This is a genomic window from Quyinboa ferrireducens (assembly GCF_042436675.1).
GTDB lineage: Bacteria > Bacteroidota > Bacteroidia > Bacteroidales > UBA5342 > JBHJHP01.
In genome coordinates this window covers 1-15,557 of sequence record NZ_JBHMVA010000016.1, presented here as the reverse complement: position 1 = coordinate 15,557, position 15,557 = coordinate 1, and the positions used below count along the sequence as shown (strand labels likewise).

Sequence of the window (15,557 nt, the reverse complement as noted above, 5' to 3'; positions counted from 1 at the left end):
TGCGTTTTTCTGATCACATGTTCTCTTGTTAGGATATTTTTTGATTAAGAGCTAAAGAAGCGGTGTTGTTTAGATATATTACTGGATGCTGGTTGCTATAATGAGCTATTTAAAAGGTTTTCAGTCCAGCATTGTCAAATGATGATAAATCATCCTTTTCCTTATATAGCAAATAGTAGTATTAGGAATTTATAGTCAGAACATTTTGTTTATTCACTTTTGCCTTCTTTTCATCCTGAAAATTTATAATCAGTTTTTCAGCATGTTTTTCGACCAGAATCCTATAGAAATTCTTGATATTTTCATACTTATCCTGGTTGATAAATGGCTCTTTTACACTTAATTGGTATAATACCTGTACTGTGTTTCCTTTTTGGTCAACACTGTAAAATGCGGTAATACTTTTATCAGGCATTTCAAGTCTCAGTGCTTTCGGTAGTTCTTGAATAACGGCATTATCAGGTAGTTGTATATTTACAAGCAGATTTTTTTCAAAGGGATAAATAAAATCAATCGGGTACAAACGTTTTTCAAGTTTAAATGGGTTTTCATCGATCTTTTCTTCAAACAAAGGATTAATTAGCAATACTGATCCAATCCTGTTGCCTTTGTTTTCAATTTCAATAGAATATTTCTCAGTAGTTGCCGATTCTGAATCCTCAAATCCCAGTAAATCATAGTCTTTTACCGTAAATGAAGCGTTTCTGTTATCAACGTCAATTACATAATCTTCCGCTGAATTATATGAATGGTATCTGGCTTTTTTGTTACGTGCTGAATAGCCTGCAGCCTGGAGCTTTACTACTCCATCCATTTTTCCTGTTGAATCCATTTTCAGGTCGTAGATGTAACTACTCTTATCAATAGCTGATGCACCTACATAGATCCAGGAATTTGTATGCATTTCCAACAGCCTGCCCTTACCGTTAATGCAATACTCAGGAACCAGATATGGATGAAGGTATGGATCCGTTGCATCCAGCAGTAGATCACCATATTCATCTTTTACATGCGCTACAACATAGTTAAGTTTATCGAGGCTGGGATTAAATATGGGCAGCATTCCATTGTCTCTTGTACTCAATACAACAGGATTGGCTTTAATTCCCAGTTCATTAAGCAGGTTAATAAGCATAATATTAATTTCTGCTGAATTTGCAAGCTTTTTCTCATATTGGTCTTTCAGAGTATATGCGCTACAGTATAGGGTTTTATTATTATCCCATTTGACATGTTTAATGGATTTGACTGCTGCTTTTATCTTTTCAGCCTGAGTTAATTCCTCCTGATTTATTTCATCTGCCAGATCTTTGATGAAGTTTTCACTTTGTAATTTCACTCCAAACCGTTCGGAGTGTTTGAGGTGATCTGCAATATCATTCCATGAATTAGCATAGATTTTCCGGTAATTTAATTGGGGAATTATAACCGATGTAATTTCAAACTGAAACTTTGACAAGTAATTTGAAGGATCGTTCATGAATTTTTCAGACCTAAAGGCTGGCACATCAAACATGGCCCAACGGTTAGACTCAAGTACATCCAGTGTTTCGAAACCTGTATAAGATTTGGAAAAATCAATGTATGATGACTCATAAAATTGTAGTTCACTGTGAACTACCGGAATTGTATTTTGAAAGTACCAATATTGAGGGATACCGTTCATGTGATATTCAATGTCAATAACTGATCCGACCTTTACATTAGGCATAGAAACCCTTAGTCGAAATTCATCATCGATTATATGTTCTTTAAATACATCTTCCGTGCGGCTTAGTTTGGTTTCCTCTATTTCACCGTTAACAAGATTAAATGTTTTTCCCTTAATATCACCTTTGGCATTGGTAGAAAATGTCCAGTTTGCCCATTTCAGACCATCTTTTGATAAAATCTTAATTCTTAAGGTGCGTTGAAAGTTGAATCCATCGAGTTCTCCATAATCACAAAGTATCACAGCTGCTGCTGTTGAGTCTTTTTCATAATGCGTCATTTCAAGCATTTCAATGGTTACATCACCAAACTTGATAGGAGATTTTGATGATGCCGAATAAGCCCCCAAGAGCAGGAATATTAAAACTGATAATTTTTTCATCATAGTTAATTTAGATGCAGATGACTTTATATCTGATTTAAATAAAACAGGTTATTCAAAATTAGAAAATTAAAGCATAAAAAAAAGCCGCGTAAAGCGGCTTTGTAAAATTTGTATCTGTTCTAAATAAACCGGATTTCACCATTTTTATAATCCACGGTTATTTCCCCGGTATCACCAAGGCTTCCTTTCAGGATCTCTTTCGATAACCTGTTAAGAATTTCATGTTGTAGCATACGTTTTATAGGCCTTGCTCCAAACTGCGGATCAAACCCTGCTTTTGCAATATGCTCAATAGCAGTGTCTGTAAATGACAGGGTCGTATTGTTGCGGGACAACAGTTTATTAATGTGTTTCACCTGCAATTTTACAATTTCCTTAATCTCGCTCAGATTAAGGGGTGTAAACATAATGAGTTCATCAATCCTGTTCAGAAATTCCGGCCTGATGGTTTGTTTCAGCAGACTGAATATCTCATTCCGTGTGGATTCAACTAATCTGTCCCTGTTCTCATCGTTTAATCCCTCCAGTCGTTCACGAATAATGTTCGATCCTATATTTGACGTCATGATAATGATGGTATTTTTAAAATTGGCTACCCGGCCTTTATTGTCGGTTAACCTTCCATCATCCAGTACCTGCAGCAGAATGTTAAACACATCCGGATGTGCTTTTTCAATCTCATCGAACAGGATCACGCTGTATGGCTTACGACGAACAGCTTCGGTCAACTGACCTCCTTCATCATAACCCACATATCCCGGAGGTGAACCTATCAGCCTTGTAACTGCAAATTTCTCCTGGTATTCACTCATGTCGATTCTGGTCATGGCATTTTCATTGTCGAACAAATACTCAGCTAACGCTTTGGCCAACTCTGTTTTACCAACACCTGTAGTTCCAAGGAACAGAAATGAACCGATCGGTTTATTCGGATCCTGTAATCCGGCACGACTCCTTCTTACAGCATCAGAAACAGCAGCAATAGCCTCTTCCTGACCGATGACGCGCCTGTGTAGCTCATCTTCAAGATGAAGCAGTTTTTCGCGTTCTCCCTGCAATAAACGTGTGACAGGGATGCCGCTCCAGCGGGACACCACTTCTGCAATATCTTCCGCATCAATCTCTTCTTTAATCATCGGATCATCGCCCTGAAGCGTAACCAGTTCCTGCCGGGCTTTTTCAATATTGGCCTCTTCCTCTTTGATTTTGCCATACCTGATTTCAGCTACACGACCATAATCTCCGCCACGTTCAGCACGTTCAGCTTCCAGTTTCAGTTCTTCAATGCTGGCCTTGCTTTTCTGAATTCTGTCAATCAGGTCACGCTCGCTTTGCCATTTGGCTTTCAGTTCCGTTTCCTGCTCTTTCAGATTTTCAATTTCCTGCGTCAGGTTGGTCAGTTTTGCCTTGTCTTTTTCACGTTTAATGGCTTCGCGTTCAATTTCCAACTGTTTGATCCGTCGTCCCAGTTCGTCCAGCGATTCCGGCAGAGAATCCACTTCCAGACGCAGTTTTGCAGCTGCTTCATCCATAAGGTCAATGGCTTTATCCGGCAGAAATCGTTCGGTAATGTACCTCTGGCTAAGCTCGACAGCAGCAATGATGGCCTCATCCAGAATTCTGACTTTATGATGGTTTTCGTACCGTTCCTTTAAGCCTCTTAATATAGAGATGGAGCTCATGGTATCCGGTTCGTTCACCATAACCGTTTGAAAACGACGTTCGAGTGCCTTATCTTTCTCGAAATACTTTTGATACTCGCTTAATGTGGTTGCTCCGATGGCGCGCAATTCTCCACGTGCCAGCGCAGGTTTCAGAATGTTGGCGGCATCCATGGCACCTTCACCTTTTCCGGCTCCCACAAGTGTATGGATCTCATCAATGAACAGGATAATCTGTCCATCAGATGCAATAACCTCGTTGACAACGGCTTTCAGACGCTCTTCAAATTCACCTTTGTATTTGGCTCCTGCTATCAGTGCACCCATATCCAGCGAATAAATCTCGCGTGTTTTCAGGTTTTCCGGCACATCACCTCTGATGATACGATGGGCCAGGCCTTCTGCAATTGCAGTCTTACCGGTTCCGGGTTCTCCAATTAATACCGGATTGTTTTTAGTTCGTCTGGAAAGAATTTGAAGAATACGCCTGATCTCTTCGTCACGTCCAATCACAGGATCCAGTTTGCCGGATCTCGCTTTTTCGTTCAGGTTGATCGCAAACCGATTCAGTGAATCGAAGGTGTTCTCAGCATTCTGATCTTCTACTTTTGATCCTTTTCTCAATTCCAGAATAGCTTTCTTCAATTCAGCTTCAGATACACCTGCGTCTTTCAATAATCTGGCTGCCCCGTCTTTGGAGTGCATGATACCAAGTAACAAGTGTTCTACCGATACATATTTATCGCCCATTTTTCCGGCATGATCCGAAGCTTTTTGGATCACTTCAGATGATTCGCGGGATAAATAGGGTTCTCCGCCCGAAACTTTCGGGTAGGATTCTAAATGGCTTTGAAGAGCCGATTTTATGGCAGTTTTATTCACTCCGAGCTTGTTGAACAAAAAATCGGTCATGTTTTCAGCATGTTGCAGTATGCCCTGCAGAATATGTCCTGGTTCAATGGCCTGCTGATGATATGACTGAGCAATCTGTACAGCCTGCTGAACCGACTCCTGTGCCTTAATGGTTAAATTATTCAGATTCATAACTCAATTGTTTTTTTACGCCATGAATCCACCAAAAGGTTTGCCATATTTTTAAGCCGTTTTATAAGCTATTGATAGTCAGTGTAAATGTTAAATGAGAGCTTTTGGGGGTTGTCAAATTGACATTTCTTTATAAATAAAAAGGACTTAATGTCATGATATTGAGTCTCTTAGGTGACAAAAAGTCCGGTGCGATAACCTAGGCAATCACCTATGATTTAAAATGCTTACAACTGGTGGGTTTGAAATATGATGAACCCGTAAACAATAAATCTCAGAATTCGGAAGAATGCGACATATAAAAACCGGTTCAAACGATATTCAGTTGAGCCAACCAGAATACTGATGGCTGCCCAGGGAATGGGTGTAAGCGCTGCTGCAATGATTAATGCCGAACCGTATTTCTTAAATTGCGGCCAGTACCGTTGAAAAAATTTTCGCCCCATATGTTTAAAAATTACGGTCTTTCGCAAAAAACGACCGATCATAAAACCAAGAAAGCCAGCACCGTATGACACTCCTGCAAAAAAAGCTACATTCAGAATATATCCAACAAGATCATTGTTCCCATAAGCCCAGAGCATAAAGAACTCCGGTGGAATGATGCCAAAGAAAACCTCTGAGCCAATATATATCAGATAAATCACTGCAGGGTTACTGTAAAAAATTCCCTGCCATAATTCTTCGTTGGTCCGGATGAAGAATTTATTAAACAACAAGTAGGCAGCTGCAATGATGAGTGAATAGATAAAACCCCTAAACAGGTTTTTTAACAGGAAATTTATTTTGGTGTCGTTTTTCATGAAAAGCAAAAGTACAAAGTGATTTTAAGAAAGTAGAATTTATTTCTGATGATATTTTTAAAAGTTAAAGTTATCTGATACCTTTATCACAGTAAAAATACCAAACCATGAAACGATTTACCTTCATTATTGCACTATTCGTCATTCTACTTGATGCGTATGCACAATCAGAACCACGTTTTTATATGGACGATAACGGAGTTACCATTAAATGCGAAAACTGTTCCTCAGGAGATACAGGCAGAGTCAACGAAGTATTATATGAAGCTGTAGACAGAGCATTACTTGAACAGAGAATAAATGAAGATGCTGATTTAAGTAAAGTTTGTACTTCATTACTGAATGATTTAAGTAAACTTTTTTACAAGAAAAGTTCCTTCAATCAAGATATTAGTTCCTGGGACGTAAGTAACGTTACTGATATGAGTGAGATGTTTGTACAGACTCCTTTTAATCAATCTTTAAAGTATTGGGATGTAAGTAATGTAACAGAAATGATTGATATGTTTAGGGAAGCACGTTCTTTCAATCAAGACTTAGATAGCTGGAATGTAAGCAGTGTTATTAATATGAGGGGAATGTTTGCTTATGCAATTTCATTTAATCAACCTTTGCTGGATTGGGATGTAAGTAAAGTCACTGATATGGAAGGAATGTTTTTATATGCAATTTCATTTAATCAATCCATAGATGAATGGGTTGTAAGTAATGTAAAGAATACGGTGTCAATGTTTATGGGAGCAACTTCTTTTAATCAACCGCTTGAAAGCTGGGATGTGGATACTGTGGAGAGTATGAGTAATATGTTTAAAGATGCAACCAGTTTTAATCAACCAATTGGCTCTTGGGATGTAAGTAAAGTCGTTTCGATGTCTGATATGTTCTGGGGAGCCACAAATTTTAATCAAAGCATTGGTTCATGGGATGTAAGTAATGTAAGATACATGGATGGAATGTTTCGAGGAGCCAGAAACTTTAATCAAGAAATAAATGCCTGGGATATAGGTAAGGTAGAAGCATTAAATTTAATGTTTACAGAAGCACGTTCTTTTAATAAACCTCTTTCAAACTGGGATGTGAGTGGGATACAGCGATTTTATAATATGTTTTGGGGAGCGACCAGTTTTAATCAATCTTTAGAGAATTGGGATGTTAGCGAAGCAAGAAATATGGATAATATGTTTCATGATGCAACTTCTTTTAATCAACCGCTTTCAAATTGGAATGTACGTAAAGTAGTATCGATGAATGGAATGTTTATGGGGGCAACGTCATTTAATCAAAATATTTCTAATTGGTGTGTTAAGAATGTTTCATTTGAACCTCGTGATTTTGCAACAGATTGTCCTTTAATAAATGAATTTAAACCTAATTGGGGAAATTGTGGTTCTGTAGATCATTTATTCGAATCCATGATAAATGAAGCTATCTTTTATCCAAATCCTGCGCAGGATAAACTTGTTTTGAAAAGGTCAGGTAAAGTCCTAGTTCAGATAATAAATTTGAACGGTAAGCTAATCCTGCAAAAAGAGATAAATGAAAATGATGTCATAGATGTAAGTCATTTTCCACGGGGAATATATTTTATCAAGATCAATCAAAACGATAATAGAAGGACAGAAAAGTTGGTTTTGAATTAATTTTAATTCAGGTCAGAAAATGGATTGCATAATTTTTGTTTTGTGGCTGTTGAAAAAATAAAAGGGATATTTTATATTCTTGAGCATAATCTTAAAGAAAGTACGTGTCAATTAAGGTAAAATTGTGGGGCGTACTGGAATCGAACCAGTGACCTCTTGCCTGTCAAGCAAGCGCTCTGAACCAACTGAGCTAACGTCCCAAAATTCAGGCTACAAATGTAAATGTATTTTTTGATTTCAAAAAACTATTTCAGCATTGGTCTTATAGATCATTCCAATATTATTATGATCAACCGGGATAAAATTTATCTGTTAAATATGTTGTGCATAAAGTAATGTAAAGATTTTTAGAGTCTATGCCATTCAATTATTCAATTACTTGTTCAGTTTTCAATGCAGAATTATCTCCTTTTTTCCCTTTTGTTCTGAAAAGCAATAAGAACGGTATACAGGCCGCAAAAAACACGCCGACTATGATAAACACATCGTTATAGGTCAGGATCATAGCCTGTTTCATTAGACTGCCTTTTAGGGCTGCTGCAGCTTTTGTGTAAGATGTCGCCAGATCACTGCCTTTGGACATAAACAAATGTGCGTATCCCTGTAAGCGTTCATACGACACAGGATTGTATTTGCTGATGTGTTCACTCAGAATACTGTAATGGAATACACTGCGAATGCTTATGTAGGTGGTTGCCATGGCTATCCCAAATGCGCCGCCAAGCTGTCTGACCATGGTGGTAAATGCGGTTGCCTGTGGCACGTCTTTATTATGTAAGGGGTAGATTGTAATAGTAAGTAAGGGGATAAACAATAAACCCAAACCAACACCCCTCAGGATTAAAGGCCAGAAAAAGTCTCCGGATCCGGTATTCTGGTTCATTCCCGAAAGTAACCATACGAAAAGGACAAATGACGAAAATCCTATGCCTGCAAGGACAACCGGAGAAATTTTTGTTTTGTTCATCACTGTGGCTACTACCGGCATCATAACACCTGCTGCAAGACTTCCCGGAAGCATTAACCATCCGGTATCTTTGGCCGTGTAATCGAGCATGCTCTGGCAAAAGATCGGGATCACAAATACGGAAGCATACAACCCAATGCCCTGTACAAATCCAAAACTCGTCCCTATAGCATATTGCCTGTTTTTCAACAGGCGAAGGTTAAGAATTGGATTTTCAACCTTTAATTGTCGGAACACAAAAAGAATACCTGCTACTATTGAAATAATGGTTAGTGCGGAGATAAATGAAGATTGAAACCAGTCTTTTTCCTGACCTTTTTCAAGTATGATCTGTAATGACCCGATGGTCAATATCAGGAGTATCAGGGCTGCCCAGTCCATTTTACCTGTTTTTAACCGGTATTCTGAATCTTTTACATACAGGATTGAAAGGATAGATGCTACAATGCCAACAGGAATGTTGATAAAGAATATCCAGTGCCAGGACAGATGATCTGTGATATAACCTCCCAGTGTTGGACCTATTGACGGACCAATAATAACACCCATACCGAATATTGCATTGGCTGTTCCCAATTCTTCACGTGGAAATGTATCAATCAAAATCGCCTGTGCGGTAGTCAGCAAGCCCCCGCCACCGATTCCCTGAATAATTCTGAATAGGATCAACTGCGAAATGGAAGTAGACAAACCACAAAACACAGAAGCGACTGTAAACAGGATGATGGATGCTGTAAAATAAACCTTGCGTCCAAGCTTCGCGCTCAACCACCCCGAAAGGGTTATCATAATAATGGTTGATGTGGTATAGCCCGTGACTACCCAGCTGATATCCCCCAGTGTCGCACCAAGGTTCCCCATCATCTGCGTCAGCGAAACATTTACGATGGATGAATCGATGAGTTGCAATAGTGCACCGGCAACAACTGTTATGATTACTAATATTTTGTTGAGCCCAATCTTTGACATTCAGGATCAGTTTAAAATTACCTTTACAAAAACATTCATGCCCGGTTTGATGTGTTTAAATAATGGATTGTTTTTGTCCAGATCAATATGAACCGGGATTCGCTGCACCACTTTTACATAATTGCCGCTTGCATTATCGGGAGGAATCAGAGAGAATTTAGAGCCTGTTGCCGAAGAGAACGATGCGACACGCCCTTCAATTATTTCATCCGGATAGGCATCTACACAGACATCCACTTTCATCCCTTCTTTGATATCTTTTATTTTGGTTTCCTTAAAGTTTGCGGTCACCCAGATATTATCGTTGGAAATAATGGAGCACAATGCCTGACCAGCCTGAATCAGCTGTCCTTCCACAGCATTCTTTTTAGACACAATGCCGTCGAAAGGTGCTGTAATAAACGCGTAGGAATGATTAAGTTTTGCATATTTCAGTTCAATGCGACGCTGTTCGACTACTGTTTCAGAAACAGAAATCTGCTGGTCTGCAGCACTGATCCTTGAGTCCACTTCTTTCGCAGTTTGTTGGGCTGCCTCAATACGTTTTCCCAGAGTTTCTTTTTCTGTCCGGATTTTGTCAAACTGTTGTGGTGTTACTGTCCCTTCTTCGTATAATTTCTTATACCTTTCAAAATCCTTACTGGTGTTTTCCATAAGGATCCTGAGTTCATCGATCTTAATTGTGCTGGTCTGGCCACTTTGTCTGACAGAACGTGTATTTTCCCGGGTTGTATTAAGCAGCGCTATGGCATTCTCCAGTGACACTTCGGCCTGCGCTTCTTTTAAAGCCAGCTCCCTGTCATCAAGAATGATCAGGGTATCGCCCTTATGTACATAGGCGTTGTCATCAAATCTTACCTGCGCGATGTAACCCGGTACATGCGAGGTAAGTGAAGTAATATCGGTATCTATCTGCGCATCGTCCGTTGTCTCGAATCGTAAAGAACGATAATATACCGCTGCGGCAATTACAGCCCCAATACCCAGGAGTGCAAATACAATGATTCTGCTCTTTCTGCTCTTCTTGTTTTTATCAGGCGTTTCCTTTTCCATATATTATTTCCTTTTCTTTTGTTGAATCCTATATGTATCAACAGTGATTTGATTTTTGTTTATTAATACTTTTGGAGGTAAAAATGGTGTTAGTGACTGGTTGCTTGTTCAGTTATCCGGACAATTCAGGATAACCACAAATGGTTGCGATTCAGTTGCTTTCATGTTATACTGAAATACCTTTTATAAATACTTCGGTAAACAACTGAGATTGTTGTTTTACCTGTTTTATGGCTTCAAATTGCAGATTGTTCAATGCAACTTTTCCTGAACTATAGTAAGCATTCTTACGCAGGCCCATAAGCACATCAAGGTAGAGCTCTGCAAGTTCCAGTGGATTAATGTCACGTATTTCCTTTTTTTCAATAGCAATAGACAGGATTCTTGTTACCAGATCGGTTTCCTGCTTCCGGAAATCGGTCAGGATTGAAGTAAACAATGTTTTTATGGATGTGTAGGTGCCAATATTCATGCTACTTAACGTGAGATGGCGCTGTAATAGTTCCACACGTTTCCCTGCATAGGAAAGAAGTTTTTCCTTCGAACTTGAAGCCCCGTCGGTAATTGTTTGTATTTCATTTATGAACTGCTCCTGTTCTCTTATTGCAAGCGATTTAATAATACTCTCTTTATCTGTAAAATAATAATAGAGCGATGCTTTGGAAATTCCCAGTCGTCTGGCAATGTCAGTCATTGTCGTTTTCTCAAATCCAAAAGTTGAGAACAGTTCCTGAGCTGCATTAATAATCTCAGATTGTTTGGTTTCCTGTTTCATTTAAGATCTAATATCTGACTAATTAACTTTATTGGTCAAAATTACAGTTTTTTATTTTATCGGCAATCAGAAAATGAGTTTGTAGTAATGGGTTTTGATTTAAATGCCAGTGTATTAGATAAATACTCTTATTTTAAAAAAGGTTAATAATGGAGGTGTTATTTTAGAATACAATTTATTCAGTAATTAAGGTAGGTAAAACTGTAATGCAGATAGTTTAATTTGATTAAAGATTACAATATTTGCAAGGCTTTAATCAATGAACTGTTAAATAGAATTTCTGTTATAAAAGGGGAATTAACTATTGATAGTCGGGAAATACATCATATGAAGAGGCTTTTAATAATACTGTTTTCATTTGCATTAATTATAACACTAACGGGTATGACACTATTGAATCTTTCCAGGTTCGGACAATCACCTAAAGGAGAACGCCTGGAACGGATAGGACAATCTGCAAATTACAAAGATGGGGAGTTCAGAAATCTGAGTGAAACGCCAACATTTACTTCTGATAAAAGCAGGTTTCAGGTAATGAAGGATTTTATGTTCCGAAAGAAGATTCGCGTTACTCCTGAAGACAGTATTCCTGTAATTAAAACAGATATAAAGGCCTTAAATCCTGGTGATGATGTATTGGTTTGGTTTGGCCATTCTTCTTATTTTATCCGTTTAAAGGGGAAAACATTTTTGGTTGATCCGGTATTTAGTCCGTACGCTTCTCCGTTTTCATTTATCAACAAAGCTTTTAAAGGGACTTCTGTTTTTCATGCTGAAGATCTTCCTGCTATTGATTACTTAATCATTACGCACGATCATTGGGATCACCTGGATTATCAAACGGTACTCGATTTGAAGCCGAACGTGAAACATATCGTCTGTGGTTTAGGCGTTGGGCAGCATTTTGAGCACTGGGGATTTGATCCGGAACGTATTTCCGAACTGGATTGGTATGATGGAATGGATATAGGTGCTGGTTGGAAATTAACAGCCACACCGGCACGGCATTTCTCCGGAAGAGGATTAAAACGTAACAAAACCTTATGGGCTTCATTTGTGCTTAAGGCTCCGGACTATAACTTATTCATAGGTGGTGACGGAGGGTACGATACACATTTTTCTGCAATAGGCGAGAAGTTTGGGCCGTTTGATCTGGCGATAATAGAACAGGGACAATACGATGAGAACTGGAATCTGATACACTTGCTTCCGGATCAGGTATTTAAGGTTGCAGAGGATCTGAGAACTAAACAGATCTTACCGGTTCATAATTCAAAATTTGCTTTAGCAAATCATCCATGGGATGAACCTTTGAATAAAATAACGGAAAATCAATCCGGCTCAGATATTCCAGTGTTAACACCACAAATTGGCGAACCGGTTTTTCTGAATGACAGTGCACAAACCTTCACCAGATGGTGGAAAGGACTTATGTAAATACGGTTACTATTTCTCCACTACTTCCACACCTATGGACTTCATTCGTTTTAGTCCGAAGGTCATGATGATAAGCGATATAAATGCCGTGGAAGAAATCATGCCGGCAACAGGAATACTGTTGGTGGCATTGAGGAGGCCGATGCTTGCTGACGTCAAACCTGCAACTCCAATGCGAATCATTCCAACCAGGGCAGAAGCACTTCCCAGATTTTTATGAATAGGTGCAAGCGCCAGCGCTATGCCGTTCGGTGATGTAAAACCAATGCATAGTAATACAAAGAATAGAAATACGATATTCATATTCTCGTCAAACCATTGATTGGCAACACCGGCAAAGTAAATAATGCCAATTATAAACTGACTAATCAGGGCAAAACGAAATATTTTCTGACTGCTGAAATATTTAAGCATCAGGATATTTAACTGACTGCCACCGATGAACCCAATCGCCAACCCTGCAAATACATAGCCAAACGTTTTAGGAGTAAAATGGTAATGTTCCATAAATATAATGGGTGAACCAGCCACGTAGATAAATAAGGAGGCAAACGAAAATGCTCCTCCAATGGCATAAATTAAAAACTGTGGATTGGTAATAATTTCTCTGTAATTCTTGAGTATAGTTCTAATTTTTAATGTAGCTTTTTCATCAGGGATATAACCAGTCGGTAGGGCTAACTTTACAAGCGACATAACCGCTATGCCAATTAATATAAGAAATGCAAATATCCAGTGCCAGTTAAATAATTGCATAATATGGCTTCCTAAATAAGGTGCTAAAAGAGGAGAAGATCCGATGACAAGAACCAGTAAGGAGAATATTTTTGAGCTTTCTTCGGGGGGAAAGAAATCCCGTACCATGGCCAACGCAGAAACTGATGCTACAGAAGCACCAAGGGCCTGTATAAATCTGAAAAGGATAAATGAGGATGCGCTCCATGAAAAGATGCAGGCAATGCTTGCCAAAATACTGATCGTAACACCAACGTAAAGCGGCTTTTTTCTGCCAACCCGATCGAGGAGTGGACCATAAATAATCTGACCAAGCGAGAATCCAATAAAGAAAGTTGTGAGGGAAAATGTCATACGGGCTGTACTTGTTCCAAAATATTCTGCAATATTTGGTACAGCAGGTAAATAAGAGTCGATAGAAAACGGGACATAAGCGGTTAGAATGCCCAGAATAAGTATGGTTTTAAACCTGTTTTTTACTTTTTCGTTGCTTAAGCTTTCCGGTATATTTGTCATTCTAAACATAACAATAACTTGGGGTAAAAGTTTTGCAGGATTAAACAGTAAACCACAGTGTCTAAATTTAGGCATTCAGCTCTGGTCAGGCCTGTTTATGATCAGGGTACATTGTTTATAGAACCAGCAGGTAATCTTGATGCTAAAAACAGGAGAATGACAATCCGAAAAATAAAGCACCTATCGTCAATAAACTCAACATCTTCAGGATTAATATGTGCTGATGCCAATGGAAATGCCGTTATTGTGTTTTCAGGAGAAAACTTCTGTTGGTTTTGTGATAATATTATTTCTGATCCTAAAGCCAATCCCAACAGATTTATAAACCGCCAAGTCATCTTTATATCAGACGATACATCAAGCAGGATTTTTGCAAATATTTAATATTTATTTTGATCAACCATTTGATAATAAACATTAAAGGCTGCCATTTGGGCAGCCTTTAATAGTTGTTGAGATTTTTTATTTATTGAATTACTACTTTTTTGATTAAAACAGACTCTTCCTGAACAATTTTCACGATATAACATCCAGGTTCCTGATCAGTCAAATTAAACTCTTCAGAACCTACACTGTCAGACATATTTGTTATGGCTTTTCCGTTCAGATCATAGATAAATGTAGTAAACGGTTTTTTATTATTGAGCCTGACAATAAATTTTCCGTGATTTAATGATGGGAAAACGGTAGCTTCCGGCAGATTAATATCCCTTATATCTGTTGCCTTTTCAACAATCAATTCTCTGGAAACCTGAGTCGCCTCATTATAGTTAGCGTCCCCTGCCTGATCCGCATAAATGGTACAGGAACCTACGCCCGCAATGTGAACTTTCCCGTCCATAATGGTAGCCACATTTTCATCGGAAGAACTGTAAGAAACAGTTAACCCTGAAGAAGCCGTTGCAGCAGGATCGAAATCGGTATCACCAAATATTTTGGCAGACATTGCATCAAACGAGATCGTCTGCGAAGCTTTAGAGATAACAAGGGTTCCGTTGGCAGAACCTGAATAACTTTCATCGTCAATAGTTGCAACTACGGCATAGCTTCCGGCATTAACAGGAAGTACAGAACCACCGTTATATGTAATAACCACACTCAACCCTGAAGGAGTTGTCGTTGCCACTGCAGCATGTTCCAGACTGTCGAATACAGCCGTCAACGCAGTCAGTTCAACAGAAGCTGAAGCTTCGGATACACTAAGTGTCTGGCTTACCTGTGAAGCCGCATTGTAGTTAGCGTCCCCTGGCTGATCCGCGTAAATGGTACAGGAACCTACCCCTGTAATGTGAACATTCCCGTCCACAATGGTAGCCACACTTTCATCGGAAGAACTGTAAGAAACAGCTAACCCTGAAGAAGCCGTTGCAGCAGGATCGAAATCGGCATCACCAAATGTTTTAGCAGGCATTGCATCAAATGATACAGACTGCGAAGCTTTAGAGATAACCAGTGTTCCGTTGGCAGAACCTGTATAATTTTCATCGTCAATAGTTGCAAGTACTGCATAGCTTCCGGCATTAACAGGAAGAACAGAACCACCGTTATATGTAATAGCCACACTTAGTCCAGAAGGCGTTGTCGTTGCCACTGCAGCATGTTCCAGACTGTCGAATACAGCCGTCAACGCAGTCAGTTCAACAGAAGCTGAAGCTTCGGATACACTAAGTGTCTGGCTTACCTGTGAAGCCGCATTGTAGTTAGCGTCCCCTGGCTGATCCGCGTAAATGGTACAGGAACCTACCCCTGTAATGTGAACATTCCCGTCCACAATGGTAGCCACACTTTCATCGGAAGAACTGTAAGAAACAGCTAACCCTGAAGAAGCCGTTGCAGCAGGATCGAAATCGGCATCACCAAAT

The 15,557-nt window shown here is 39.1% G+C and carries 11 protein-coding genes and 1 tRNA gene; 3 read left to right on the top strand and 9 right to left on the bottom strand.

What is annotated here, in order from left to right; all coding sequences use genetic code 11:
- Positions 1-181 precede the first annotated feature (181 nt).
- The 3 genes from ACE01N_RS17620 to ACE01N_RS17610 form a co-directional block, all read right to left on the bottom strand.
- Entirely contained in the window at positions 182-2,092 is a 1,911-nt protein-coding gene (locus tag ACE01N_RS17620; protein WP_380591866.1) for a hypothetical protein, read from the bottom strand.
- Positions 2,093-2,214: 122 nt separating this feature from the next.
- Positions 2,215-4,800: an ATP-dependent chaperone ClpB gene (clpB, locus tag ACE01N_RS17615; RefSeq protein ID WP_380591864.1), complete on the bottom strand. Its 2,586-nt coding sequence runs from the start codon at positions 4,798-4,800 to the stop codon at positions 2,215-2,217.
- 227 nt (positions 4,801-5,027) lie between these two features.
- On the bottom strand, positions 5,028-5,603 hold the full coding sequence (locus tag ACE01N_RS17610; RefSeq protein WP_380591862.1) for a hypothetical protein: 576 nt from the start codon (positions 5,601-5,603) through the stop codon (positions 5,028-5,030).
- Positions 5,604-5,710: 107 nt separating this feature from the next.
- On the opposite strand from ACE01N_RS17610, the gene ACE01N_RS17605 reads away from it, so the two are divergent.
- On the top strand, positions 5,711-7,243 hold the full coding sequence (locus ACE01N_RS17605; protein ID WP_380591860.1) for a BspA family leucine-rich repeat surface protein: 1,533 nt from the start codon (positions 5,711-5,713) through the stop codon (positions 7,241-7,243).
- A gap of 125 nt (positions 7,244-7,368) precedes the next feature.
- Here ACE01N_RS17605 and ACE01N_RS17600 read toward each other — a convergent pair.
- From ACE01N_RS17600 to ACE01N_RS17585, 4 genes are all read right to left on the bottom strand, one after another.
- Positions 7,369-7,443, bottom strand: a tRNA-Val gene (locus ACE01N_RS17600).
- A gap of 167 nt (positions 7,444-7,610) precedes the next feature.
- Complete coding sequence (locus ACE01N_RS17595) at positions 7,611-9,179, bottom strand: DHA2 family efflux MFS transporter permease subunit (RefSeq protein ID WP_380591858.1); 1,569 nt, start codon at positions 9,177-9,179, stop codon at positions 7,611-7,613.
- A 6-nt stretch (positions 9,180-9,185) separates the two neighbouring features.
- Entirely contained in the window at positions 9,186-10,232 is a 1,047-nt protein-coding gene (locus tag ACE01N_RS17590) for an HlyD family secretion protein (RefSeq protein WP_380591856.1), read from the bottom strand.
- 166 nt (positions 10,233-10,398) lie between these two features.
- Positions 10,399-11,007, bottom strand: coding sequence for a TetR/AcrR family transcriptional regulator (locus ACE01N_RS17585; protein WP_380591854.1), 609 nt, complete (start codon positions 11,005-11,007; stop codon positions 10,399-10,401).
- Between the two features lie 327 nt (positions 11,008-11,334).
- Here ACE01N_RS17585 and ACE01N_RS17580 point away from each other — a divergent pair, with 327 nt between their 5' ends.
- Positions 11,335-12,444, top strand: coding sequence for an MBL fold metallo-hydrolase (locus tag ACE01N_RS17580; RefSeq protein ID WP_380591852.1), 1,110 nt, complete (start codon positions 11,335-11,337; stop codon positions 12,442-12,444).
- A 9-nt stretch (positions 12,445-12,453) separates the two neighbouring features.
- Here ACE01N_RS17580 and ACE01N_RS17575 read toward each other — a convergent pair whose 3' ends face one another.
- A complete protein-coding gene (locus tag ACE01N_RS17575) occupies positions 12,454-13,704 on the bottom strand; it encodes a multidrug effflux MFS transporter (RefSeq protein ID WP_380591851.1) in 1,251 nt (416 codons plus the stop codon).
- Between the two features lie 48 nt (positions 13,705-13,752).
- On the opposite strand from ACE01N_RS17575, the gene ACE01N_RS17570 reads away from it, so the two are divergent.
- Positions 13,753-14,079, top strand: a complete 327-nt coding sequence (locus ACE01N_RS17570; RefSeq protein ID WP_380591849.1) for a hypothetical protein — start codon at positions 13,753-13,755, stop codon at positions 14,077-14,079.
- An 82-nt stretch (positions 14,080-14,161) separates the two neighbouring features.
- Here ACE01N_RS17570 and ACE01N_RS17565 read toward each other — a convergent pair.
- Positions 14,162-15,557 (bottom strand): MBG domain-containing protein (locus tag ACE01N_RS17565; RefSeq protein WP_380591847.1); only part of this gene is annotated, 1,396 nt, incomplete at its 5' end.

What these genes read in the sequence shown, in the direction of transcription:
- clpB (WP_380591864.1), bottom strand. Translation starts at nt 4,800, where the DNA reads ATGAATCTGAATAATTTAACCATTAAGGCACAGGAGTCGGTTCAGCAG.
- ACE01N_RS17605 (WP_380591860.1), top strand. Translation starts at nt 5,711, where the DNA reads ATGAAACGATTTACCTTCATTATTGCACTATTCGTCATTCTACTTGAT.
- ACE01N_RS17610 (WP_380591862.1), bottom strand. Translation starts at nt 5,603, where the DNA reads ATGAAAAACGACACCAAAATAAATTTCCTGTTAAAAAACCTGTTTAGG.
- ACE01N_RS17580 (WP_380591852.1), top strand. Translation starts at nt 11,335, where the DNA reads ATGAAGAGGCTTTTAATAATACTGTTTTCATTTGCATTAATTATAACA.
- ACE01N_RS17620 (WP_380591866.1), bottom strand. Translation starts at nt 2,092, where the DNA reads ATGAAAAAATTATCAGTTTTAATATTCCTGCTCTTGGGGGCTTATTCG.
- ACE01N_RS17590 (WP_380591856.1), bottom strand. Translation starts at nt 10,232, where the DNA reads ATGGAAAAGGAAACGCCTGATAAAAACAAGAAGAGCAGAAAGAGCAGA.
- ACE01N_RS17585 (WP_380591854.1), bottom strand. Translation starts at nt 11,007, where the DNA reads ATGAAACAGGAAACCAAACAATCTGAGATTATTAATGCAGCTCAGGAA.
- ACE01N_RS17595 (WP_380591858.1), bottom strand. Translation starts at nt 9,179, where the DNA reads ATGTCAAAGATTGGGCTCAACAAAATATTAGTAATCATAACAGTTGTT.
- ACE01N_RS17575 (WP_380591851.1), bottom strand. Translation starts at nt 13,704, where the DNA reads ATGTTTAGAATGACAAATATACCGGAAAGCTTAAGCAACGAAAAAGTA.